Below are 25785 nucleotides of genomic sequence, written 5' to 3' on the forward strand. Positions count from 1 at the left end.
GAAATCCATTTTTCAAAGATGAGATCTTTGGAAAATTAGTTCCGACCGTCCCTCACCACTTAAAATAACTATCAAAAAACAAGGAAGAAAATTATGTCATTAACATCAAAACAACGTGCCTTCCTCAACAGCCAGGCACACACCCTTAAACCCATCATCCAAATCGGGAAAAATGGTCTCAACGACCAAATCAAAACTAGCGTCCGTCAGGCTCTTGACGCCCGTGAATTGATTAAAGTTACGCTCTTGCAAAACACAGATGAAAACATCCACGAAGTAGCTGAAATTTTAGAAGAAGAAATAGGTGTGGACACAGTCCAAAAGATCGGACGCATCTTGATCTTGTTTAAACAATCCAGCAAGAAAGAAAATCGCAAGATTTCCAAGAAAGTCAAAGAAATCTAAAACCCTACTCCAAACAACTGTTTTTACAGAGAATTAAAGGAAGACGAGCCTATGGCAATCGAATTATTGACTCCCTTTACCAAGGTAGAGTTGGAGCCAGAAATCAAGGAGAAAAAACGCAAACAAGTTGGGATTTTAGGGGGGAATTTTAACCCCATTCACCATGCCCATCTTGTTGTGGCGGACCAAGTACGACAACAATTAGGACTGGACCAGGTCCTGCTCATGCCTGAATATCAGCCACCTCATGTAGACAAAAAGGAAACTATCTCGGAGCACCATCGTCTCAAGATGCTTGAATTGGCGATTGAGGGGATCGAAGGTCTGGACATTGAAACCATTGAGCTAGAGCGCAAGGGTATTTCTTACACTTATGACACCATGAAGATTTTGACAGAGCAACATCCAGATACGGATTATTACTTCATTATCGGTGCGGATATGGTGGACTATCTGCCCAAGTGGTACCGAATTGATGAACTGGTTGACATGGTTCAGTTTGTGGGGGTTCAGCGCCCGCGCTACAAGGCAGGAACTTCCTATCCAGTTATCTGGGTAGATGTACCTCTCATGGATATCTCATCCAGCATGGTGCGTGACTTCCTTGCCCAAGGTCGGAAACCCAACTTTCTCCTGCCTCAGCCAGTGCTAGACTATATAGAGAAGGAGGAGCTCTACTGATGGCCTATCAAGACTATATCAACTGCTCCCGTGAAGCTTTGTTGGAAAAGATGGCAGAGCTTCTACCTGAAAAACGCCTAACCCATTGCTTGGGCGTGGAGTGTGCAGCCATAGAACTAGCGGAGAGATTTGGAGTCGATGCCGAGAAAGCAGGTCTTGCAGGTCTCCTTCATGACTATGCCAAAAAACTGTCAGATCAGGATTTTCTAGACTTGATTGACCGTTATCAGCTAGATCCAGACCTCAAAAACTGGGGCAATAATGTCTGGCATGGAATGGTCGGCATCTACAAGATTCAGGAAGATTTAGATTTGAAAGATCCTGAAATTTTGCGAGCCATTGAAATCCATACAGTAGGGGCTGGTCAGATGACAGACCTAGATAAGGTTATCTATGTTGCAGACTACATCGAGCACAATCGTGCTTTTCCAGGAGTGGATCAGGCGCGTGAGATTGCAAGTTTATCGCTCAATAAGGCAGTAGCCTATGAGACAGCTCGCACTGTCGAGCATTTGGCTCACCAAGGATTTCCCATCTATCCCCAAACCCTTGAAACCTATAACGCCTATGTGCACTATTTGAAAGAGGAATAAATGAACGAAAAAGAATTACTAGAACTAGTCGTGAAAGCGGCTGATGAGAAACGTGCCGAGGATATCCTTGCACTTGATGTACAAGATCTGACTAGCGTGACTGACTACTTTGTTATCACTAGCTCGATGAATAGCCGTCAGTTGGACGCAATCGCTGATAACATTCGTGAAAAAGTAGCAGAAGCTGGTGTTAAAGGCAGTCATGTCGAAGGCGATGCAGCGGGAGGCTGGGTCTTGCTAGACCTCGGTGGGGTCGTGGTGCATATCTTCTCAGAAGAAATGCGCGCCCACTATAATCTAGAAAAACTCTGGCATGAGGCCAAGTCAGTAGATTTATCTGAAACTTTGGCCTAGTAGATGAACTCAGTTGTAGTCAACTGGGTTTCTTTGCTTATTTTAAAAGGAATTGATGGAAAGGTGAGGGCGTTGTGTTTGGTAGATGTTGAAACTGAATACGAGCTAAAAGCTGTGAGAAAAAGAGTAACTTCCTTTGTATCTGATGATACTGTAGAAAGTTTCCTATTTTCTCTTTGCTTTTAACGCTCTTTGTATCTTAGAAAGGATTTGAACCCGTCCTGTAATTCTCGGAAAATAGACAGCCTTCCTTGGAGCTCGGCTCCATCGTCAGGCTCCTAATTTTCTATCGAATTACGGGCGGACTTGGTATTATGTTTTATGGCGACTTATGAAACCTTTGCGGCTGTTTACGATGCTGTGATGGACGATAGTTTATACGACAAATGGACGGATTTTTCACTGCGTCATTTGCCTAAGACTAAGGAGAGAAAAAAACTCTTGGAATTGGCTTGTGGGACAGGCATCCAGTCTGTGCGCTTCTCTCAGGCTGGTTTTGAAGTGACTGGACTTGACTTGAGTGCAGATATGCTGAAGATTGCAGAGAAGAGAGCTGCTTCAGCCAAGCAAAAGATTGATTTTATTGAAGGCAATATGCTGGATTTATCCAAGGCGGGTAAATATGATTTTGTCACGTGTTATTCGGACTCAATCTGTTACATGCAGGATGAGGTGGAAGTAGGTGACGTTTTTAAAGAAGTCTATAATGCCCTCAAGGAAGATGGTGTATTTATCTTTGATGTGCATTCGACCTACCAGACAGATGAAGTTTTTCCAGGCTATTCTTACCATGAAAATGCAGAAGATTTTGCCATGCTCTGGGATACCTACGAGGACGCGGCACCTCACTCTATCGTGCACGAGCTGACTTTCTTTATCAAGGAAGCAGACGGCTCTTTTAGCCGACACGATGAAGTGCATGAGGAACGGACCTATGAAGTCTTGACCTATGATATTTTGCTGGAACAGGCTGGTTTCAAGTCCTTCAAACTCCATGCGGACTTTGAGGACAAGGAGCCAACAGAAACCAGTAAACGTTGGTTTTTTGTCGCGCAGAAGTAGGAGAAATCTATGACCATCACAGGTATTATCGCGGAGTTCAATCCTTTTCATAATGGGCACAAATACCTGTTGGATCAGGCTGAGGGACTGAAAATCGTTGCCATGTCTGGGAATTTCATGCAGAGAGGCGAGCCTGCTATCGTTGATAAGTGGACACGGGCCCAGATGGCACTGGAAAATGGCGCAGACTTGGTAGTGGAATTGCCCTTTTTAGTCAGTGTTCAGGCGGCAGATTTCTTTGGCCAAGGAGCTGTGCATATCTTGGCTCGGTTGGGAATTGATAGCCTCGCTTTTGGGACAGAAGAAGTTTTGGATTATCAAAAAATCGCAGATTTATACACAAATCAAGGTATAGATATGGAAAAATTTGTGGATAATCTGCCTGACTCTCTCTCCTATCCTCAGAAAACCCAAGCCATGTGGAAGGAATTTGCTGGTCTTGATTTTTCAGGCAATACGCCCAATCATGTCCTTGCTCTGGCCTATGCAAAGGCAGTTGCAGGACGCAACATCAAACTCCAGCCGGTTCAGCGTCAGGGAGCGGGTTACCATTCTGTGGACAAGGATGTGGACTTCGCCTCGGCGACAGCTCTTCGCCAGCACCAGGGGGACAAAGATTTCTTAGAACGCTTTATGCCTTCTGTTGTCCTCTTTGAACAGGCCAGTAAGGTGAGCTGGAATGACTATTTTCCCTTGCTCCGCTATCAAATCTTGTCAAATCCCGACCTAACCACCATTTATCAGGTCAATCAAGAAATGGCTGTGCGCATCAAGGAAGCTATCAAAAAAGCTCAGTCTGTGGAAAACTTAGTGGAGGCTGTTGCGACCAAACGCTATACCAAGGCGCGTGTCAGACGCCTCTTGACCTATATCCTGGTGCAGGCCAGAGAAAGTGACCTGCCAGAAGCCATTCATGTCCTTGGCTTTACCGAAAAAGGCAGACAGCATCTCAAGTCTCTGAAAGAGCAGGTCCATCTAGTCAGCCGAATTGGTAAAGAACCTTGGGATGCTATGACCCAAAAGGCAGACCAGATTTACCAACTGGGAACACCCAATCTCTCAGAGCAGAATTTCGGCAGGGTACCCATTAGAATAGAAACAAACTAAGTCTACTGAAAGGTAGGCTTTTTGAAATTTTTCCGAATAAATAGATCGAAAAGAAAATCTTGTACAAGTTCCTGACAATTTCTTTCTTTTCGTGTATAATAGTGGAAAAGAGGTAAAACGAGGTATGGTTATGGAAGCAGTTCTTTACTCAACATTCCGAAATCATTTAAAGGACTACATGAAGAAGGTAAACGATGAATTTGAGCCTTTGACGGTGGTCAATAAAAATCCAGATGAGGACATTGTAGTCCTTTCAAAGAGCGAATGGGACAGTATTCAGGAAACCCTGAGAATCGCTCAAAATAAGGAGCTATCTGACAAGGTTTTGCGAGGAATGGCTCAAGTTCGTGCTGGAAGCACTCAGGTCCATGATATTGAGGAGTGAGGAATGCTGCTCAAGTTTACAGAAGATGCCTGGGCGGATTATTGCTACTGGCAAACTCAGGACAAGAAAACGTTAAAAAGAATCAACAAACTAATCAAGGATATTCAACGAGATCCATTTACAGGAATTGGTAAACCAGAACCGCTCAAGTATGACTACCAAGGAGCTTGGTCACGTCGTATTGATGCAGAAAATCGCTTGATTTATATGATGGATGGAGATGGCGTCGCTTTCTTGTCCTTCAAAGATCACCACTAAGCCTACTGAAAGGTAGGCTTTTTTATTTTAGAAAATTTAGCTAGCAAATTGAAGATAAAATTTTTTGGAGAATGTTAGATTTCCTAAGACAAAAAATAAGAAAAGAAATTTAGTATAGCGATTACAATCTTTGTCCTTGAATCCGCTTTATAGCTCTTATTTTGTGGTATAATCATGATAATATAGATTAAAAGGGGGATATACGAAAATATAATGATGAGGATTCTTAATTTTTTTCTGAATTTCAAACCATTGAAATATATGTTGAAAAGACCGTCATGGAGTAGTAATGTTAGAGTTGTTGAATGGTATAAAATATTTATAGCTAGTATATGGGTACTGTATCTTGCACTTGAGATTGAACAATTTAAACGCTTTGCTTTACCTATCTATAAATTTATATCTAATTATAATTTTTTAAAAGATATTATTTCAATTTTGTATGAGAATCGTGTAATAATATTGTTAGCACTGACTATACTAACAATACTATTCTGGTTTTTAGACATAATTTTTAAAAAAGTTAATTATAAGAAACTGGACCCAGAGCTATTTCCGGAATATGATTTGGATGACTATCCTTATCAAACTCATCTGGTAGAGTTTTTAAATAGTCCAGACTCTATTCATAATGTATTCTGGCTGGATGGTTCTTGGGGGAGTGGGAAAACATTTTTCATAAAGACGTTTTTTGAAAATCAAATTTATAAAAAGAAAGAAATCTACTATATTTCCTGTTTTGGGATCAAAACAAGAGAGCAAGCCGAGAAAATATTGATCAATGAAATAGAAAAGCAATCAATACTCGGAAATTTGGACTTTATTCCACTTATTGGAGGAGTTTTTAAATGGTTCTTTAAAACAGTTGGAACGGATTTGATGAAGCGAGATTCTATCATTATTTTTGATGATTTTGAACGGGTTTCATATGTAGCAAAATCAGATAACCCTTCAGATGCAGCAAAATCAGATAACCCTTCAGATTACAATGATTTATTGGGTTATATTGACTATCTTTCTGAGAATAAAAAATTTAAAATTATTGTAATTTTAAACATTGAGGAAATTGGGTCAGCAAAGAAGATTATTTATAATAAATTTAAGCTAAATCATAATCGAATGGTATCTACAGAAGAAGTCATAGATAACATTTTGAAAAAGAGTAAAATGAGAGATGATGACTTTGGAAAAATGTTATCATTGATTTTTAAAATTTATTATGTAGATATAGACGAGATAGTTATAAAAGATGACAATGAAGATTCAAAAGATGACAATGAAGATTCAAAAGTAAAAAAACCAAGTTTGAGAGAGTTCCAGAAATCATTAGAAGAACTTTCCAATATGACTGATAATAATAAGAAAGCAGACTACATTATCAATTGGATGAATGGCCGCGAGGAAACAGAGAATGTACTTATGTCGCTTGTTAAATATTTTGAAGACAAACCGATAAATTTAGATATGGGATATCTGTATAACATCTTGGAGAGTGAACTTTATCAGTATACGATTGATAAAGAGATTCTAAATGCGATTCTGATTCTAAAAGAGGAATATTCTAGTATTGCTTCGGAAAATATTATCGAAGTTATTGATAAGAAAAAATCATATTTTGAAGAGTTGTTATATTTTTTGTGGGAAAAAGGTTCAGAAATAAAAGAATTAAGAACATTGGGGTACGAATTTGATCGAAATATTGACTTCGAATTTGAAATTTCTAAAGAATATCCTTACGAAGAATTAGAATACGATAAAGCAAAACGATATTTCGAAAAAAAGAGAAGATTTGGAGAACAATTTAAAACTAAATATCTTTTTATTTAGGTTCTTTAAAGGCTGTGGATTTCAATTTTTTCTGATCTGTATCTGATTTTTAAAAAGAAGTAAGGGAGTTATAAGTTGTGATAGCCAAATACGAGTAATTTAGAAAGAAAGAGGGACATCTTGGAAGATTCGTTGTCTAAAATTCGTTCGAAATAACCAAAACAACTTCAATTTGGGTTTGTGAAAATCGGTTTTTTATGATAGAATATTAAGGAATGTATGTCATTCGATAAACAAATTTAATGAGGTAAAAACATGGAAATCATGACCATTGCGATTGTTGTTTTTGCCGTCATCATTGGTTTAGTCATTGGATATGTCAGCATCTCAGCTAAGATGAAATCATCACAAGAGGCTGCAGAGTTGATGCTTCTAAATGCTGAACAAGAAGCAACTAATTTACGAGGACAAGCTGAGCGCGAAGCGGATTTATTGCTAAATGAAGCCAAGAGCGAAAGCAAGTCTCTTAAAAAAGAAGCACTATTGGAGGCCAAAGAGGAAGCCAGAAAATACCGTGAAGAAGTGGACGCTGAATTTAAGTCAGAACGTCAGGAACTCAAGCAAATCGAAAGTCGTTTGACGGAGAGAGCTACGAGCCTTGACCGCAAAGACGACAATTTGACGAACAAAGAAAAAACACTTGAACAAAAAGAACAAAGTATTTCTGATAGAGCAAAAAACCTTGATGCACGTGAAGAGCAATTAGAGGAAGTCGAAAGACAAAAAGAAGCTGAACTTGAACGTATCGGTTCCCTTTCCCAAGCTGAGGCTCGAGATATTATCTTGGCTCAGACAGAGGAAAATTTGACCAAGGAAATTGCTAGTCGCATTCGTGATGCTGAGCAAGAAGTTAAGGAACGTTCAGACAAGATTGCGAAAGATATCTTGGTTCAGGCTATGCAGCGTATCGCTGGTGACTATGTAGCGGAGTCAACAAACTCTACAGTTCACCTACCAGATGATACCATGAAGGGACGCATTATCGGACGCGAAGGTCGAAATATTCGTACCTTTGAAAGTTTGACAGGGGTCGACGTGATCATCGACGATACACCGGAAGTGGTAACCTTGTCAGGATTTGATCCGATTCGTCGTGAAATTGCTCGTATGACCATGGAAATGTTGCTCAAGGATGGCCGTATCCACCCAGCTCGTATTGAGGAGTTGGTGGAGAAAAACCGTCAAGAGATTGACAATAAAATCCGTGAATATGGTGAGGCTGCTGCCTATGAGATTGGTGCGCCAAACCTTCATCCAGACTTGATGAAGATCATGGGACGCTTGCAGTTCCGTACTTCTTATGGACAAAATGTTTTGCGTCATTCGATTGAGGTTGCTAAGTTATCTGGTATCATCGCGAGTGAACTTGGTGAAAATGCAGCTCTTGCCCGTCGTGCTGGATTCCTTCACGACATTGGGAAAGCTATTGACCGCGAGGTTGAAGGTAGCCATGTTGAGATTGGTACGGAGTTGGCTCGTAAGTACAAGGAACACCCAGTTGTGGTGAATACGATTGCTAGCCACCACGGCGATGTCGAAGCCGAAAGCGTCATTGCAGTGATCGTTGCTGCAGCAGATGCCTTGAGTGCAGCGCGTCCAGGTGCTCGTAGTGAATCTCTTGAAAGCTATATCAAGCGTCTCCATGATTTGGAAGAAATCGCCAATGGCTTTGAAGGCGTGCAAAATAGCTTTGCCCTTCAAGCAGGACGTGAGATCCGTATCATGGTTAATCCAGGACAAATCAAAGACGACAAAGTCACAATCTTGGCTCACAAAGTTCGTGAGAAAATTGAAAATAATCTCGATTACCCAGGAAATATCAAGGTAACCGTGATCCGCGAACTTCGTGCAGTAGATTATGCTAAATAAATAAGAAAGAGCAGTTGAAATATTACTGCTTTTTTGTTACACTAGATAGAAAGACTGTAGGAGGATAACTGACCTTATCATCAGTATCCGAGAGAAATTTCACTTTATTTCACAGACTAACTAAAGGAGACATAATGGCAGACCGAGGCTTGCTAATCGTTTTTTCTGGTCCTTCAGGAGTTGGGAAAGGAACGGTTAGAAGAGAGATTTTTGAGAGTTCTGAGAATCAATTTCAATACTCTGTATCGATGACGACGCGTGCGCAACGTCCTGGTGAAGTGGACGGGGTGGACTATTTCTTCCGTACTCGTGAAGAGTTTGAAGAACTGATCCGTCAAGGCCAGATGTTGGAATATGCAGAATATGTCGGTAACTACTATGGAACTCCTTTGACCTATGTCAATGAAACTCTGGATAAGGGAATCGATGTCTTTCTTGAGATTGAAGTCCAGGGAGCTCTTCAGGTTAAGAAAAAGGTTCCAGATGCTGTCTTTATCTTTCTAACGCCACCAGATTTGGATGAATTACAGGATCGTCTGGTAGGTCGTGGAACAGACAGTGCTGAAGTGATTGCCCAACGAATCGAAAAAGCCAAGGAAGAAATTGCCCTCATGCGTGAGTATGATTATGCCATTGTCAACGATCAGGTGCCCCTCGCTGCTGAACGTGTCAAGCGTGTGATCGAAGCAGAACACTTCCGTGTGGACCGTGTCATTGGTCACTACCAGGAGATGTTGCCAAAATCTCCAACTACTCGATAAACTATAGGAAACAGGTACAAGCAAATGATGTTAAAACCCTCTATTGATACCTTGCTAGACAAGGTGCCATCAAAATATTCACTCGTAATCTTGGAAGCAAAACGTGCCCACGAACTAGAAGCAGGTGCGCCAGCTACTCAAGAGTTTAAGTCTGAAAAATCAACTCTTCGCGCTTTGGAAGAAATCGAGTCAGGAAACGTTACGATTCACCCAGATCCAGAAGGAAAACGTGAAGCGGTTCGTCTCCGTATCGAAGAAGAAAAACGCCGCAAAGAAGAAGAAGAAAAGAAAATCAAAGAGCAAATCGCTAAAGAAAAAGAAGATGGTGAAAAAATTTAAGGTTGGGGGGACTCAATCTTATTTTTTCTATTGCAAGAATTTACTGACAAGAAGGAGGTGAGAAGATGGCTATCGCAAAGATTATCGTGGATGTTCCCTTGATGCAGACGGATCAGCCCTACAGTTACAAGATCCCAGAGGAATTTGTAGAGATGCTGGAAGTCGGTATGCGGGTCCATGTCCCCTTCGGTAAGGGCAATCGTTTGATACAAGGAATTGTTCTTGGCTTGGAGTCCCAGTCGGATGAAGAGGTGGCTGATCAGGACTTGAAAGAGATTGCAGAAGTGCTGGACTTTTCTCCCGTCTTGACTCAGGAGCAACTCTGGCTGGCTGAGGAGCTTCGTAAGTCTGTCTTTTCTTACAAAATCTCCATTCTAAAAGCTATGCTTCCAGGGTTTTTAAACTCTAGCTATGATAAGATTCTCTATCCTCTGGAAGATCTAATCCAGGTAGACAAAGAGCGTTTGTTTGGTTCAGAAGATTCGCTAGCCTTTTCTTCTCTAGACTTTGCTAAGCAAGCTGAGATGATGCGTTTGACGAGAAAAGGGTTGCTCCGTTTAGAATACCAGGCAGTCGATCAAAAGAAGGTCAAGACCCAGTCTTGGTATGAGGTTGATGCTACTCGACTAAAGCAGATTGAGATTTCTGCGCGTGCTAAGAAAAAAGCAGAGCTCAGAGACTATCTGCTTGCTCATGCGGAAAGTGCACCTCTGGCTAATTTGTTAGAGTCCTATTCACGGGAGCAAGTCAACTTTTTTGTGGATCAAGGAGCTCTAACCCTAGTCCAAAAGGAAGTTCAACGCTCGGCTGCTTATTTCGAAGGCATTGAAGCAAGTAGACCTTTGGAGCTGAATCCAGAGCAAAGTCAAGCTCGCGATGCGGTTATCAGTGCTATTGGCAGTCAGCAACCTCCCTTCCTCCTTCAAGGGATTACAGGAAGCGGGAAAACGGAGGTTTACTTGCAGATTATCCAAGGAGCCTTGGACAAGGGTAAGACGGCTATTTTGCTGGTACCTGAGATTTCTCTGACGCCACAAATGACGGAGCGTTTTATTGCTCGATTTGGAGAGAAAGTAGCCATCCTTCACTCAGGCTTGTCTAATGGTGAGAAGTACGATGAATGGCGCAAGGTCGAGCGTGGAGATGCTCAAGTTGTGGTTGGAGCCAGATCGGCCATCTTTGCTCCTCTGAAAAATCTAGGTGTCATGATTATCGATGAAGAACATGAAGCTAGCTACAAACAAGACAGTAATCCGCGTTATCATGCTAGAGAGGTCGCTATTCTACGGGCCCAGTACAATCAAGCGGCCCTGGTGCTTGGTTCTGCTACACCGAGCTTAGAGAGTCGAGCGCGTGCTGGAAAAGGAGTCTATCAACACTTGCGTCTGAACCAACGGGCCAATCCTTTGGCCACCATTCCCGAGGTTCAAGTGATTGATTTTCGGGACTATATCGGACAAAATGAGACATCAAACTTTACCCCTCCTTTGCTAGAAGCTATCCAAGACCGTCTGGCTAAAAAAGAGCAGGTAGTCCTCATGCTCAATCGCCGTGGTTATTCTAGCTTTGTTATGTGTCGGGAGTGCGGAACCGTGGATACTTGTCCCAACTGTGACATTTCTCTCACTCTGCACATGGATACTAAGACTATGAACTGCCATTACTGTGGTTTTTCTAAGGGAATCCCTCATGTCTGTCCCAACTGTCAGAGCCGCAGTATTCGTTACTATGGGACGGGGACTCAGAAAGCCTACGATGAACTAGCAGAGCTCTTTCCTCAGGCCCGCATTTTGCGGATGGATGTGGATACGACCCGTAGGAAAGGTAGTCACCAAGCTCTTCTTGACCAGTTTGGTCAAGGGCAAGCAGATATCTTGCTGGGAACTCAGATGATTGCTAAGGGCTTGGATTTTCCAAATGTGACCCTAGTCGGAGTGCTCAATGCGGATACGGCCTTGAATCTGCCAGATTTCCGTTCCTCTGAGAGAACCTTCCAACTCTTAACTCAGGTGGCTGGTCGGGCAGGTCGTGCGGAAAAGGCTGGGCAGGTCTTGATCCAGTCTTACAATCCGGAACACTATGCCATTCGTTTTGCAAAAGATCAGGATTATGAAGGTTTTTATGCCTATGAAATGAGTATCAGGCGCCAACTAGGTTATCCACCCTATTATTTCACGATTGGGATTACCCTCTCTCACAAGAAAGAAGAAGAGGTTGTCAAACGTGCCTATGAAGTCATGGGGATCTTGCGATCTGGTTTATCGGAAACTAGTAAAATCCTTGGACCAACGCCAAAACCCATTGCACGAACCCACAACCTTTATCATTACCAGATTTTGATTAAATACCGTTTAGAAGATGAGCTGGGTCCAACCCTCAACCAGGTCTTGGCCTTGACTCAAGAACGGGAAAATAGCGAGCTTCGTCTCAGTATTGACCATGAACCGCAGCAATTTTTATAAGAAGGAGAAGAAATGACAAAACTAATCTTTATGGGGACACCTGAATTTTCAGCGACAGTTTTGAAGGGGTTGTTATCAGACGACCGTTACGAGATTCTAGCTGTTGTGACCCAGCCAGACCGCGCTGTCGGCCGTAAAAAAGTGATCCAAGAAACCCCTGTCAAGCAGGCTGCCAAAGAAGCAGGTCTTCCTATCTACCAACCTGAAAAATTATCTGGAAGCCCAGAGCTGGAAGACATTATGAAGCTAGGAGCAGATGGGATTGTGACCGCTGCTTTTGGACAGTTTCTCCCAAGTAAACTCCTTGATAGCATGGACTTTGCGGTCAACGTTCATGCCTCCCTTCTTCCTAAACACCGTGGTGGTGCCCCCATTCATTATGCCTTGATTCAAGGGGATGAGGAAGCCGGTGTGACCATCATGGAGATGGTTAAGGAAATGGATGCAGGAGACATGATTTCCCGCCGCAGTATCCCTATTACAGATGAGGACAATGTCGGCACCTTGTTTGAAAAATTGGCGATTGTTGGTCGTGACTTGCTTTTGGACACCCTTCCTGGCTATATTTCTGGGGAGATCAAACCTGTGCATCAGGACCCAAGCCAAGTCACTTTCTCGCCAAATATAAAGTCAGAAGAAGAAAAGTTGGACTGGAATAAGACTAACCGTCAACTCTTCAACCAAATCCGAGGGATGAATCCATGGCCTGTTGCCCACACTTTCCTTAAGGGCGACCGCTTTAAGATTTATGAAGCCCTACCAGTAGAAGCTCAGGGAAATCCAGGCGAGATCCTTTCTATCGGCAAGAAAGAATTGATTGTCGCAACGGCTGAAGGAGCTCTATCTCTCAAACAAGTGCAGCCAGCAGGTAAGCCTAAGATGGACATTGCTTCCTTCCTCAACGGAGTTGGACGGACATTGACTGTAGGAGAACGATTTGGTGACTAAAGTAGAAACGGCTAGAAATCTAGCTCTAGCAGTGTTAGAGGATGTTTTTGTCAACCAAGCATATTCAAATATTGCTTTAAATAAACACCTCAAGGGCAGTCAACTCTCAGCAGCAGACAAGGGTTTGGTGACAGAGATTGTCTACGGAACGGTAGCACGCAAACTCGCCTTAGAATGGTATCTGTCCCACTTTATCCAAGACCGAGACAAGCTAGATAACTGGCTCTATGTCCTTCTTCTCATGAGCGCCTACCAACTTCGGTATCTGGATAAGATTCCTAATCACGCTGTAGTCAATGAAGCGGTAGAGATAGCCAAAGCGCGTAAAAAAGGCAGTGAAAAATTAGTCAACGCAGTCCTTCGTCGTATCTTGCGAGAAGGCTGGCCAGATATTGCAACTATCAAACGCAAAAACAAGAGTGATTCCATTGCCTATTCTCTCCCAGTTTGGCTAGTGTCTAAGCTCAAGGAAGAATACGGCGAAGAGCGAGCCCAAGCCATCTTTGAAAGCCTCTTGGTGCGCAACAAAGCCAGCATCCGAGTGACCGACTTGAGTCGAAAGGAGGAAATCAAGGCCGTGTTAGAGGCGAGTGATTCACCTTTGGCCGCTTCTGGTTTGGTCAAGGAGCAGGGACACTTTGCGGGGCATGATTTGTTTTCAGAGGGTGCTATTACCATCCAAGATGAGTCCAGTCAATTGGTTGCTCCCACTCTTGATCTGCAAGGCCATGAGCAGGTCCTAGATGCCTGTGCAGCTCCGGGTGGGAAAACAGCCCATATGGCTTCTTTCCTCACATCTGGTAAGGTGACGGCTTTGGATCTTTATAATCACAAGTTGGACTTGATCCAAGAAAATGCCCAACGTCTGGGTGTGGCGGATCGGGTTCAAACACAAAAATTGGACGCCAGAAAAGTACATGAATTTTTCGGTCGGGACTACTTTGACAAGATCTTAGTAGATGCTCCTTGTTCTGGGATTGGACTTTTGCGTCGCAAACCAGACATCAAATACAATAAAGAAACGGCGGATTTCGCATCATTACAGCAAATTCAGCTGGAAATACTAGGTAGTGTTTGTCAAACCTTACGAAAAGGTGGTATAATAACGTATAGTACCTGCACTATCGTCTCAGAGGAGAACTTTCACGTCGTTGAGGCATTTTTAGAAAGTCATCCCGAGTTCGAGCAGGTTAAACTAGAACACGAATGTAAAGATATCCTGAAAGATGGCTGCATCCTAATTACTCCAGAATTGTATGGAAGTGATGGATTCTTTATCAGCCAATTCCGCAAGATATCTGATTAGGAAGGAACTGACACAATGGAAATAGCATTATTAACAGATGTTGGTCAGAAACGAACAAATAACCAAGACTATGTCAATCACTTTGTCAACCGAGCAGGACGCACCATGATCCTCTTGGCTGATGGGATGGGAGGACACCGTGCAGGTAATATCGCTAGTGAGATGGCGGTAACGGACCTGGGCGTGGCTTGGGTTGATACCCAAATCGACACCGTCAATGAGGTTCGTGAATGGTTTGCCCACTATCTGGAACTTGAAAATCAAAAAATTCATCAGATGGGGAAAGACGAAGCCTATAAGGGGATGGGTACAACGCTTGAAGCAGTAGCCATTATTGGAAATCAAGCTATTTATGCCCATATCGGTGATTCTCGTATCGGTTTGATTCGTGGTGAAGATTATCGCCAGCTCACAAGTGATCATTCTTTGGTTAATGCTCTGCTAAAGGCCGGTCAGCTAACTCCAGAGGAGGCAGAAATTCATCCGCAGAAAAATATCATTACCCAATCCATTGGGCAGAAAGATGAAATTCAACCAGATTTTGGCATGGTCAGCCTAGAGCCAGGAGACTACCTCTTGCTTAACAGTGACGGCTTGACCAATATGATCTCAGGAAGCGATATCTACGATATTGTAACGAGTGATATTTCCTTGGCAGACAAGGCGGCAACTTTGATTCGTTTTGCAAATAATGCAGGAGGCTTAGATAATATCACGGTTGCCCTTGTTCACATGAATGAGGAGGAAGTAGAATGATCCAGATCGGCAAGATTTTTGCCGGACGATATCGGATTATCAAACAGATTGGTCGAGGAGGCATGGCGGATGTTTACTTGGCCAAGGATTTGATCCTAGACGGGGAAGAAGTGGCGGTTAAGGTCCTGAGGACCAACTATCAGACAGATCCGATTGCTGTGGCACGTTTTCAACGTGAAGCGAGAGCCATGGCGGAACTGGATCATCCCCATATCGTTCGAATAACAGATATCGGTGAGGAAGACGGTCAGCAGTACCTAGCTATGGAGTATGTGGCAGGGCTTGACCTCAAACGTTATATCAAAGAACACTCTCCTCTTTCAAATGAAGAAGCCGTCCGTATTATGGGACAGATTCTCTTGGCCATGCGTCTGGCGCATACGAGAGGGATTATCCACCGAGATTTGAAACCTCAAAATATCCTATTGACACCAGATGGAACTGCCAAAGTTACAGACTTTGGGATTGCCGTGGCTTTTGCAGAGACTAGTCTGACACAGACCAACTCCATGCTCGGTTCAGTCCACTATCTCTCACCTGAGCAGGCCCGTGGTTCCAAGGCAACTGTGCAGAGTGACATCTATGCTATGGGGATTATTTTCTATGAAATGTTGACTGGACATATCCCTTATGATGGGGATAGTGCAGTGACTATTGCCCTCCAGCATTTCCAAAAACCACTTCCATCTGTTATTGCTGAGAATCCAGCAGTGCCACAAGCTTTGGAAAATGTTGTTATCAAGGCAACGGCCAAGAAATTGACAGATCGCTATCAGTCTGTATCGGAAATGTATGTGGACTTGTCGAGTTGTTTGTCTCATAATCGTAGGAGAGAACCAAAGCTAGTCTTCGATGAGGCAAGCAAGGTTGATACCAAGACCTTGCCTAAAGTTCCACAGAGCACTCTAACCTCTATTCCGAAGGCTAAGCCACAATTAGAGCGACCTCAATCAAAAGAGCAGACTCAGCAGGTGGTAGATGAAGCACCAGTACCAAAACCAGCTAAAAAACGGAAGTTTAAAGCTCGCTACATGATTTTACTGGCCAGTGCCTTGCTAGTTGCAGCCTCTTTGATTTGGATCTTCTCCCGAACTCCGGCGACTATTGCCATTCCAAATGTATCGGGACAGACAGTAGCTGAAGCTAAAGAAACACTGAAGAAAGCTAATTTTGAAGTAGGTGAAGAAAAGACAGAGGCCAGCGACACAGTAGCTGAAGGTCGCATTATTCGAACAGACCCAGAAGCTGGAAGTGGTCGAAAAGAAGGAAGCAAAGTAAATCTAATCGTGTCTTCAGGTAAGCAATCCTTCCAACTAAGTAACTATGTAGGACGTAAGTCCTCGGATGTTGTCGCAGAGCTCAAAGAGAAAAAGGTTCCAGAAAATCTTATCAAGATTGAGGAAGAAGAAACAAGTGAGAGCGATCCAGGAACAGTCATTAGGCAAACCCCAGCTGCAGGAAGTACTTACGACCTAACAAAGGCAACAAGTATTGTATTGACAGTTGCTAAGAAGGTGACCAGCGTTTCGATGCCAAGTTACATTGGTTCAAGCCTTGAATTCACTAAGAACAATTTGATTCAAATTGTTGGTGTAAAAGAAGCTAATATCGAAGTTGTGGAAGTATCGACTGCTCCTGAAGGAACTACTGCAGGAACAGTTGTTAGTCAGAACCCTAAACCTGGAGAAAAGGTAGATCTTAATAAAACACGTGTTAAGATTTCTATTTATAAACCAAAACCACTTCCTTCTTCATCAAGTTCGTCTCAACACGGAAATCCAGGAACAGACACAACGCCTTCGCAGAGTAACAATCAAGGTAGCAACCCTACAACGGATTCTTCAGATGGCAGTAGAACGTCAAGCAATGAACGAAATTAACCCAATCTTTGTCATGAAATCGTGACAAAGATTTTTTTTCATGAACTTTTGTGATAGAATAGAGGGAGTAGAAAATAGGAGTAGAAAATGGACGAATCAAAAGAGTTAAATGCTGTCATTGATGTGATTATGCTAGCTGGAACTATTCTCTTGAAAAGTGGTTCGGAGATTCATCGGGTTGAGGACACCATGATTCGCATTGCCCATTCACAGGGAATAGTGGATTGCAATGTTCTTGCCATGCCTGCAGCTATTTTCTTTTCGATTGAAAACACCAATATTTCTCGGATGAAACGGGTGACGTCATCCTCCTATAACATCGAAAAAGTCTGTGATGTCAACCAAGTATCACGAGAACTTGTGGGTGGCCAGATTGATCTTTCTACAGCTTTTAAAAAGCTGAAGGAAATCAGAAATCAAGCTCTTCCTTATAGCAAGCTCCAAGTGACTGTAGCAGCAACCCTCAGTGCTCCTTTCTTCTCGATTATGTTTGGGGGCAATGTCTATGATGCATTTGGTGCTGCCATTGCTACCTTGTTTGGGTTTGCCTTCTCTCTCTACGTCGAGAAGTTTATCCGCATTCCTTTTGTAACAGCCTTTGCGGGAGCCTTTGTTTTTGGCTTGATTGCCCAGTTCTGGGCCCGCTACACTGGATTTCCTTCGACAGCAGACCTGATTATAGCAGGAGCTGTCATGCCCTTTGTTCCAGGGATTGCTCTGACAAATGCGGTACGGGATATCATGACCAACCATATCAACTCTGGTATGAGCAAGATGTTTGAATCTCTGCTCATTACCCTCGCTTTAGGGGCCGGCACTTCAGTCGCCCTGGTTTTGATGACATAAGATGACTCTAACAAGTATTTTACTCCAAGCAGTAGCGAGTTTGCTCGCCATTATCAACTTTCTAATCGTATTGAATGTCCAACGCTCCATGCTTCTGCCTGGTGGGGTTTTGGGAATGGGCGTTTGGCTTCTCTATCTCGTGCTCAAAGAACCAACCAATGTCATCGTTGCGACCTTTATCGCGGCGGTGATTGGTTCTTGTATCAGCCAGATTTTAAGTATTGTCTATAAAACACCAGCAGTGGTCTTTGTCTTGGCTATTCTTGCCCCTTTAGTACCCGGTTATCTATCCTATCGGACGACAGCTTTCTTTGTGACAGGCGATTACAGTCATGCCCTTGCCAGTGCGACTTTGGTGGTTATGTTGGCTCTGGTCATTTCTATAGGGATGGCTAGTGGAACGGTGATTTTAAAGCTCTATTATTACATCCGAAAATAGCGAGGAATCTCCTCCTGATACTGTCAAAGCAAAGACTTGATTTGGTGAATCAAGTCTTTTTTCTCTCTTTTGTCCCTATTTGTGATAAAATAGAATGAAACGATTTTTTACAATGAATGAAAAAACAGAGGTAAATATGACAATCGGTATTGATAAGATTGGTTTTGCGACCAGTCAATATGTCTTGAAATTACAAGACCTAGCAGAAGCAAGGGGAGTTGACCCCGAAAAATTTAGCAAGGGACTCTTGTTAAATGAAATTAGTATTGCACCACTGACTGAGGACATTGTTACCTTGGCTGCCAGTGCCAGCAACTCAATCCTCACAGACAAAGAAAAAGAAGAAATCGACATGGTCATCGTGGCGACCGAGTCAGGAATTGACCAGAGTAAGGCGGCAGCAGTCTTTGTTCATGGTCTGTTAGGCATCCAGCCTTTCGCCCGTAGCTTTGAAATCAAAGAAGCCTGCTATGGAGCAACAGCTGCTCTTCATTATGCTAAATTGCATGTGGAAAACTCTCCAGAGTCCAAGGTCTTGGTCATTGCCAGTGATATTGCCAAGTATGGTGTGGCGACTCCGGGTGAGCCAACCCAGGGTGCTGGAAGCGTGGCCATGCTAATCACGCAAAATCCACGCATTATGGCCTTTAACAATGACAACGTTGCTCAAACACGCGACATCATGGATTTCTGGCGACCAAACTACTCAACGACTCCTTATGTCAATGGTGTTTATTCGACCCAGCAGTATCTGGACAGTCTCACGACGACTTGGGATGAATACAAGAAGCGCTACGATTGGACCATGGGTGACTTTGCGGCCATCTGTTTCCACTTGCCTTATCCTAAGCTGGCCCTAAAAGGCTTGCGCAAGATGATGGACAAGACTCTATCTCAAGAAAAGCAGGATAGTTTACAAGAAAACTTTGACAAATCAATTCTCTACAGTCAGATGATTGGGAATATCTATACAGGTTCCCTCTTCCTCGGACTCCTCTCCCTTTTGGAAAATGCAGATAATTTGAAGGCTGGCGATAAAATTGCCCTCTACAGTTACGGAAGTGGAGCTGTTTCAGAGTTCTTTAGTGGTGAATTGGTCGAAGGCTATGAGGTCTATCTAGACAAAGAGCGCTTGAGCAAACTCAAGCAGCGTACAGTCTTATCTGTTGCAGACTATGAAAAAGTCTTCTTCGAAGAGGTGCAGTTGGATGAATCTGGTTCAGCCCAATTTGCAGCTTATGAAAATCAAGACTATGCCTTGGTGGAGATTGTCGACCACCAACGCCGATATAGCAAGGTTGAAAAATAATGAAGATAAGTTGGAATGGATTTTCTAAAAAATCATACTATGAGCGCCTTGAGTTGTTGCGAGCTCAGGCGCTCCTTAGTCCTGAGAAGCAAAGGAGTCTGGAGCAGGATGAACAAGTCAGCTTGGCTGTTGCAGACCAGCTGAGTGAGAATGTGGTAGGAACTTTTTCTCTGCCTTATTCCATCATTCCAGAACTTTTGGTGAATGGTCAGGACTATACAGTTCCTTATGTGACAGAAGAACCCTCAGTGGTTGCTGCGGCTAGCTATGCCAGCAAAATCATCAAGCGAGCAGGAGGTTTTACTGCTCAGGTTCATCAGCGCCAGATGATTGGTCAGGTAGCCCTTTATCAAGTTGCTGATCCTGAACAAGCGCAAGTGAAGATTGCTAGCAAGAAAGCTGAACTTTTGGAACTTGCCGATCAAGCCTATCCTTCTATCGTTAAACGCGGTGGTGGAGCGCGTGATCTGCGTGTAGAGCAGATCAAGGGAGAAACAGACTTTCTCGTCGTCTACCTCCATGTCGATACCCAGGAAGCCATGGGAGCCAATATGCTCAATACCATGCTAGAGGCCTTGAAGCCAGTCTTAGAAGAACTCAGTCAGGGACAGAGTCTCATGGGAATCCTGTCCAATTACGCGACAGATTCTCTAGTGACAGCAAGCTGTCGTATTTCCTTTCGCTACCTGAGTCCTCAAAAGGATCAAGGACGTGAAATTGCAGAGAAGATAGCCTTGGCTAGCCAGTTTGCGCAGGCTGATCCTTACCGAGCGGCTACTCACAATAAAGGGATTTTTAATGGTATTGATGCCATTTTAATCGCCTCGGGTAATGACTGGCGTGCTATCGAAGCTGGTGCTCATGCCTTTGCCAGTCGAGATGGACGCTATCAGGGGCTTAGTCAATGGACGCTGGATATGGAAAGAGAAGAATTGATCGGCCAGATGACACTACCCATGCCCGTAGCGACCAAGGGTGGCTCTATTGGCCTTAACCCTCGTGTTGCTCTCAGTCACGAGCTGTTAGGAAATCCTTCTGCCAAAGAATTAGCTCAAATTATCGTTTCTATCGGACTAGCACAAAACTTTGCGGCCCTCAAAGCCTTGGTAAGTACAGGAATCCAGCAAGGTCACATGAAATTGCAGGCCAAATCCTTAGCTCTCCTAGCTGGTGCTAGTGAGACAGAGGTTGCTCCCCTAGTCGAGCGCCTCATCGCTGATAAAACCTTCAACTTAGAGACAGCCCGGCAATTTTTAAAAGTCTGGCGGTCTTAACCAGTTGAAACCGAGGTATTAGTCTCAAAAAATGAAACATAAGGAAAACAAGTTCATTGTCAATTGAAAAGTCTCACATATAACAATGAACAAGAGAGGATTACATTATTCTCTCTTTTTTTGATATTTGAATCACAGAGAATGTACCCATTATGATTATTACTTTCCTTGTTATTATGCCTCATAACTAATATAGTCGTTTTTCAACAATACAATCCTTTATAGTTAATTCATGGGAAAAATCATTCATTTCTTACTTTAGGGTATGAAAGTGAAGTAGTTCTATGGTTAATGGTTTTATAGTAATAAAGATCATTCTAGTAATGTTTTAAAACTCCTCTAAAAAGGATTTTCCCATTCTTATGTTTACACTACTTTAGAAAATAGCATATATTTGTAACCCCTTCCATGTTTGTTGTTGTATTTTAAAACTTTTAGGTATAAAATGAAAGTATATAAAATGAGATGAATAGGGAATGAATCATGTCTAAGAAAAAGTCCGATACGCTTTGGGCTAAGAAAAAGGAAGAAAATGGTAGATTTTTTTGGTTACCCTTGTCTCAACATCTAGAAGATACAAAAAATATAATTGGACTTCTCTGGGAGCATTGGTTAAGTGAAGGGCAAAAAAAACTGATTGAGGATTCTCTGGATTCAGCAACATATGATGGAGATTTAGGGAAACGACTTGCACAATTTTTAGCTGCTGTTCATGATATCGGGAAAGCAACTCCAGCCTTTCAAACTCAAAGAGGATTTGCAAATTCAGATGATTTGGATATTCAACTATTAGAAAAATTGGAGCAGTCAGGATTTACTAAAATTAGTTCACTTCAACTATCATCACCGAAAAAGAGTCATCATAGCCTTGCGGGTCAATATTTGCTATTTAGTTATGGTGTTCAAGAGGATATTTCGACTATTATTGGTGGACACCATGGACGACCGATTGATACGATTGAGGATGTAAAAAATCAAGGGAGCTATCTTTCAAACTATTTTCAAAATGAAAGTAAGGAGAGTGCTATCCATAAGAACTGGGATTTGGTTCAAAAAGAAATCTTCAACTGTGCTATAGATGAGTGTGGGTTTGACTCTGTGAAAGAGCTTCCTAAAATTAAACAGCCAGCTCAAGTTATCTTATCAGGATTGCTGATTATGGCTGACTGGATTGCTAGTAATGAGAACTACTTTCCTTTATTGAGTGTCAATGAAAAAGAGGAGGTAGATAAGTCAAGACGCCTTCAAGATGGATTTGAAAGGTGGAAAAAAACTAGTTTGTGGCAACCTAAATATATCTCAGAACCAGATAGTCTCTATAAGGAAAGATTTGGATTTGAACCTAATAATGTTCAATCAATCTTATCTCATGTTATTACTCAAATATCTAAACCTGGGATTGTAGTTCTAGAAGCACCAATGGGGTTAGGGAAGACAGAAGCTTCATTGATTACAGCGGAGCAGTTAGCTACTAAGACGGGAAGAAGCGGTCTTTTTTTTGGTTTACCAACTCAGGCGACATCGAATGGAATTTTTAATCGTATTGAAAAATGGGTTGAAAGTTTAAAAGATGATTCTGAAGACATACTATCTATTCAGTTGGTACACGGGAAAGCAGCTCTGAACGAAGATTTTTTAAAACTTAAAGCTAATACATTTAATTTTGACGATGTAGAAAATGGTAGTGTTATCATTAATGAATGGTTTTCTGGGAGAAAGACTTCGGCTTTAGATGATTTTGTAGTGGGGACTGTTGATCAGTTCTTAATGTTAGCATTGAAACAAAAACATTTAGCTTTACGTCATCTAGGTTTTAGTAAAAAGGTTGTTATTATTGATGAAGTTCACGCCTATGATGCTTATATGAGTCAATATTTGATGGAGGCGATAAAATGGATGGGAGCCTATAGCGTTCCAGTAGTCATTTTGTCAGCGACATTACCTTCTCAACAAAGAGAAAATATCCTTAAAAGCTATATGTCTGGGATGGGGCTCAAATGGCGAGATATTGAAAATACGGACCAATTAAAGACAGACGCTTATCCTTTAATCACTTATAATGATGGCTCAGAGATTCATCAAGTTACAACATTCAATAAGCAAAACATAAAAGACATTCACATCATTCGTTTACAAGAAGAGCAGTTATTGGGAACGGTTAAAGATGGCCTTGAGGGCGGTGGAGTAGTTGGAATCATTGTCAATACAGTGAGAAGATCCCAAGAGTTGGCAAGAAACTTTTCGGAAATTTTTGGAGATGATATGGTAGAATTGCTTCATTCCAGTTTTATTGCGACCGAAAGAATCCAAAAAGAGAAAGAATTATTACAACAAATCGGAAAAAATGTAGAACGTCCACATAAGAAAGTTATCATTGGAACTCAGGTGATTGAGCAATCCTTGGATATTGACTTCGATGTGATGATAAGTGATCTGGCACCTATGGACTTGCTAATACAACGCATTGGACGACTTCATCGACACCAAATAGAACGGCCTCAAAAACATGAAATAGCTAGGTTTTACGTTTTAGGAACTTCCGAAGAGTTGGATTTTGAAGAAGGAAGTAGTTTTGTTTATGGTGATTATCTATTAGCCAGAACTCAGCACTTTTTACTAGATATCATGAGATTACCAGATGATATTTCACCATTAGTCCAGAAAGTTTATAGTCCAGATTTTACAATTGAGTTTTCAAGTCAGGAATTTCAGCAAAAATATTTAGATGCTAAGGCGGAGCATGATATCACGATTAAAAATAAGGAAACAAAGGCAAGAACATACCGTATCAATGATCCTGTCTTAAAAATATCGAGATATAGAAACAATAGTCTGATTGGCTGGTTGAAGAACCTGCATCCAAACGATAGTGAAGAAAAATCTAATGCTCAGGTTCGTGATGTTGAAGATACAATTGAAGTGATTGCTTTAAAGAAAATGTCTGATGGCTATAGCTTATTTATTGAAAATCAAGATATATCTCAGAATATTGATAATCCTTCGGTCGCTAAAAAAGTAGCACAAAATACTTTACGACTTCCAATTAGTTTATCCAAGGGCTATAATATCGATCAAACTATTGAAGAGCTTGAAAGGTATAACAACAGCTATTTAAGTCAATGGCGAAATTCATCGTGGTTAAAAGGAGCTCTCGGGATTATTTTTGATGAAAACAATGAGTTTATTCTAAATGGGTTTAAACTCTTATATGATAAAAAATATGGAATTACAACGGAGAGGTTGAATAAGAATGAGTCGATTTAATTTGCTAGATGAACCCTGGATTTCTGTCGTTTATGATGAAAAAGGAACAACAAAAGAAGTTTCCTTGCAGGAATTGTTTATAAATGCTCATCAGTACAAAGATTTAGCAGGAGATACAAAAACGCAAGATTTTGCTGTGCTACGAGTTTTGCTGGCTGTGTTACATACTGTTTTTTCACGCTTTGATGCAGATGGTAATGTCTATGAGTATCTGGCAGTAGATGAGCGGTTTAAACAAATTGAGCCTGTGGAAGAATCTGATATTGCTGACTATCAGGATGATTTATATGATACATGGATAGATCTTTGGGAAAGTGGTAAGTTCCCAGACATTGTTAATCATTACCTAGAAAAATGGCGGGATCGCTTTTACTTATTTGATGAGGAATATCCATTTTTTCAAGTTAGAAAAGAGGATATTGCAGCAGATAGAATCAGTAAAGCAAAAGCAAGCAGTATTTCTGGGAAAAATATCAATAGAACGATTTCAGAGAGTGGGAATAAGTTAGCCTTATTTTCCCCAAAGAATAGTAAAAATAAAGAACAACTGACTCCTTCCGAACTTACACGATGGCTTTTAACTTTTCAAGGGTACTCAGGATTATCCGATAAAGTTATTTTTGGAAAAGAAAAATATAAAGTGTCAAAAGGCTGGTTGTTTGATATCGGTGCAGTCTTTATACAGGGAACTTCTTTATTTGAAACGCTGTTACTAAATTGTATCTTGCCATTCTATGACTATGGTAATTTAGAAAGTATTCAATGTCCCTGTTGGGAATTTGCTAGTTCTGATAATATTAATCGCTATTTGTTTGGTAGTGAATGTACAGATTTAGCTAATCTGTATACGATTTGGAGCAGAGGGATTTATATTGATCCAGAATATGATTTAAATAAGCCTTTCTCTTTTGAGATTGTAAAATTACCCGATATCAATCATCAGGACAATTTTTTAGAGCCAATGACAACATGGAAATATAATACTACAGGAGAAAATAAAGATAGCTATACTCCTAAGAAACATCTCTTGAATCAATCGTTGTGGCGGTCTTTTGGTTTGCTAGCAGTAGAAGATAGAACAGGGCACTTTAGAAAACCGGGAATTATTGATTGGCTAGGAGATATAGGTGACACAATAGGAAATAGATTATTTAATATTATTTCCATTAGTATGCAGGACGATGGAAATGCTACTTCATGGCTTCCAACTGATGAAGTTATTGACTCTATACTTATCAATGATTTAGTTTTGGCTGATTTTAATGAGAGTGGTTGGGTACCACGTATTAATGAGGTGGTGGAAGAAACAAAAACTGTCATTTCTAAAGTATATAAACGCTATATAGAGGATCTAAAAGAAATCAGGAATATCTCCAACAACAATTATACTAATCAGATGGTTGAAATGCTCTATTTCAAAATCGATCACCCTTTTCGTGAATGGTTATCCAGTATCCTACCAGATGATGAAAAGGATCCTAAAATCAAAGAATGGAGAGACTTACTGAAAAAAATGGTTAAAGCTGAAGCAAAGAGCATCTTAGGTCAAGGAGGAACGAGGGACTACCTCGGTATTGAAAAAGATGGTCGAATAAAAAATATTGCAACTGCCTATAATTCATTTGATTATTTGCTTCATCAACAATTAAAATAGGAGGTG

General features: G+C 41.6%; 23 protein-coding genes. All 23 read left to right on the forward strand.

Features of this window, described 5'->3' with window-relative positions; all coding sequences use genetic code 11:
* Positions 1 to 93: 93 nt before the first annotated feature.
* The 23 genes from yhbY to HMPREF9184_RS02510 all read left to right on the forward strand — a co-directional run bounded on the left by yhbY (position 94) and on the right by HMPREF9184_RS02510 (position 25779).
* Positions 94 to 405 carry a ribosome assembly RNA-binding protein YhbY gene (gene yhbY / locus HMPREF9184_RS02400; RefSeq protein WP_000060169.1) on the forward strand — a complete coding sequence of 104 codons (312 nt, stop codon included), beginning with the start codon at positions 94 to 96 and terminating at the stop codon, positions 403 to 405.
* A 51-nt stretch (positions 406 to 456) separates the two neighbouring features.
* Positions 457 to 1086, forward strand: coding sequence for a nicotinate-nucleotide adenylyltransferase (locus HMPREF9184_RS02405; protein ID WP_000963693.1), 630 nt, complete (start codon positions 457 to 459; stop codon positions 1084 to 1086).
* Positions 1086 to 1679 (forward strand): bis(5'-nucleosyl)-tetraphosphatase (symmetrical) YqeK, encoded by a 594-nt coding sequence (gene yqeK / locus HMPREF9184_RS02410; protein ID WP_000331217.1) that lies wholly within the window; start codon positions 1086 to 1088, stop codon positions 1677 to 1679. Before HMPREF9184_RS02405 ends, yqeK begins: the two co-directional genes overlap by 1 nt.
* Positions 1680 to 2033: a ribosome silencing factor gene (rsfS, locus tag HMPREF9184_RS02415; protein ID WP_001003012.1), complete on the forward strand. Its 354-nt coding sequence runs from the start codon at positions 1680 to 1682 to the stop codon at positions 2031 to 2033.
* 321 nt (positions 2034 to 2354) lie between these two features.
* The gene (locus HMPREF9184_RS02420; protein ID WP_000257062.1) at positions 2355 to 3095 is read left to right on the forward strand and encodes a class I SAM-dependent DNA methyltransferase; all 741 of its coding nucleotides are present in this window, start codon (positions 2355 to 2357) and stop codon (positions 3093 to 3095) included.
* Between the two features lie 9 nt (positions 3096 to 3104).
* Positions 3105 to 4202 (forward strand): nucleotidyltransferase, encoded by a 1098-nt coding sequence (locus tag HMPREF9184_RS02425; RefSeq protein ID WP_000156349.1) that lies wholly within the window; start codon positions 3105 to 3107, stop codon positions 4200 to 4202.
* Between the two features lie 130 nt (positions 4203 to 4332).
* Positions 4333 to 4587, forward strand: a complete 255-nt coding sequence (locus HMPREF9184_RS02430; protein WP_198002582.1) for a type II toxin-antitoxin system Phd/YefM family antitoxin — start codon at positions 4333 to 4335, stop codon at positions 4585 to 4587.
* Between the two features lie 3 nt (positions 4588 to 4590).
* On the forward strand, positions 4591 to 4845 hold the full coding sequence (locus tag HMPREF9184_RS02435; protein ID WP_000924728.1) for a Txe/YoeB family addiction module toxin: 255 nt from the start codon (positions 4591 to 4593) through the stop codon (positions 4843 to 4845).
* A gap of 213 nt (positions 4846 to 5058) precedes the next feature.
* Positions 5059 to 6672 (forward strand): P-loop NTPase fold protein, encoded by a 1614-nt coding sequence (locus tag HMPREF9184_RS02440; RefSeq protein ID WP_000984573.1) that lies wholly within the window; start codon positions 5059 to 5061, stop codon positions 6670 to 6672.
* Between the two features lie 255 nt (positions 6673 to 6927).
* Positions 6928 to 8541 (forward strand): ribonuclease Y, encoded by a 1614-nt coding sequence (locus HMPREF9184_RS02445; protein ID WP_000404952.1) that lies wholly within the window; start codon positions 6928 to 6930, stop codon positions 8539 to 8541.
* A 134-nt stretch (positions 8542 to 8675) separates the two neighbouring features.
* Complete coding sequence (gene gmk, locus HMPREF9184_RS02450; RefSeq protein WP_000775041.1) at positions 8676 to 9302, forward strand: guanylate kinase; 627 nt, start codon at positions 8676 to 8678, stop codon at positions 9300 to 9302.
* 24 nt (positions 9303 to 9326) lie between these two features.
* The gene (gene rpoZ / locus HMPREF9184_RS02455; RefSeq protein WP_002874282.1) at positions 9327 to 9641 is read left to right on the forward strand and encodes a DNA-directed RNA polymerase subunit omega; all 315 of its coding nucleotides are present in this window, start codon (positions 9327 to 9329) and stop codon (positions 9639 to 9641) included.
* Positions 9642 to 9706: 65 nt separating this feature from the next.
* Positions 9707 to 12103 carry a primosomal protein N' gene (locus HMPREF9184_RS02460; RefSeq protein ID WP_000951889.1) on the forward strand — a complete coding sequence of 799 codons (2397 nt, stop codon included), beginning with the start codon at positions 9707 to 9709 and terminating at the stop codon, positions 12101 to 12103.
* Positions 12104 to 12115: 12 nt separating this feature from the next.
* Complete coding sequence (gene fmt / locus HMPREF9184_RS02465; RefSeq protein WP_000163717.1) at positions 12116 to 13051, forward strand: methionyl-tRNA formyltransferase; 936 nt, start codon at positions 12116 to 12118, stop codon at positions 13049 to 13051.
* Complete coding sequence (gene rsmB / locus HMPREF9184_RS02470; protein WP_009755134.1) at positions 13044 to 14357, forward strand: 16S rRNA (cytosine(967)-C(5))-methyltransferase RsmB; 1314 nt, start codon at positions 13044 to 13046, stop codon at positions 14355 to 14357. Before fmt ends, rsmB begins: the two co-directional genes overlap by 8 nt.
* Before the next feature lie 15 nt (positions 14358 to 14372).
* The gene (locus HMPREF9184_RS02475; RefSeq protein WP_000401538.1) at positions 14373 to 15113 is read left to right on the forward strand and encodes a Stp1/IreP family PP2C-type Ser/Thr phosphatase; all 741 of its coding nucleotides are present in this window, start codon (positions 14373 to 14375) and stop codon (positions 15111 to 15113) included.
* Positions 15110 to 16993, forward strand: coding sequence for a Stk1 family PASTA domain-containing Ser/Thr kinase (gene pknB, locus HMPREF9184_RS02480; RefSeq protein WP_000614510.1), 1884 nt, complete (start codon positions 15110 to 15112; stop codon positions 16991 to 16993). The genes HMPREF9184_RS02475 and pknB overlap by 4 nt, the downstream gene beginning before the upstream one ends.
* 87 nt (positions 16994 to 17080) lie before the next feature.
* Complete coding sequence (locus tag HMPREF9184_RS02485; RefSeq protein ID WP_000344525.1) at positions 17081 to 17839, forward strand: threonine/serine exporter family protein; 759 nt, start codon at positions 17081 to 17083, stop codon at positions 17837 to 17839.
* Position 17840: 1 nt separating this feature from the next.
* Complete coding sequence (locus HMPREF9184_RS02490; RefSeq protein ID WP_000176899.1) at positions 17841 to 18278, forward strand: threonine/serine exporter family protein; 438 nt, start codon at positions 17841 to 17843, stop codon at positions 18276 to 18278.
* Positions 18279 to 18414: 136 nt separating this feature from the next.
* On the forward strand, positions 18415 to 19587 hold the full coding sequence (locus tag HMPREF9184_RS02495; protein ID WP_033585934.1) for a hydroxymethylglutaryl-CoA synthase: 1173 nt from the start codon (positions 18415 to 18417) through the stop codon (positions 19585 to 19587).
* Positions 19587 to 20861, forward strand: coding sequence for a hydroxymethylglutaryl-CoA reductase, degradative (locus HMPREF9184_RS02500; RefSeq protein ID WP_000704408.1), 1275 nt, complete (start codon positions 19587 to 19589; stop codon positions 20859 to 20861). The genes HMPREF9184_RS02495 and HMPREF9184_RS02500 overlap by 1 nt, the downstream gene beginning before the upstream one ends.
* Positions 20862 to 21344: 483 nt before the next feature.
* Positions 21345 to 24125: a CRISPR-associated helicase/endonuclease Cas3 gene (locus tag HMPREF9184_RS02505; RefSeq protein WP_000038360.1), complete on the forward strand. Its 2781-nt coding sequence runs from the start codon at positions 21345 to 21347 to the stop codon at positions 24123 to 24125.
* Positions 24112 to 25779, forward strand: a complete 1668-nt coding sequence (locus HMPREF9184_RS02510; protein ID WP_000086035.1) for a type I-E CRISPR-associated protein Cse1/CasA — start codon at positions 24112 to 24114, stop codon at positions 25777 to 25779. The genes HMPREF9184_RS02505 and HMPREF9184_RS02510 overlap by 14 nt, the downstream gene beginning before the upstream one ends.
* The last annotated feature ends 6 nt before the right edge of the window (positions 25780 to 25785 follow it).

Origin of the sequence: Streptococcus sp. oral taxon 058 str. F0407 (assembly GCF_000235485.1) — a bacterium.
Classification (GTDB): Bacteria; Bacillota; Bacilli; order Lactobacillales; family Streptococcaceae; genus Streptococcus.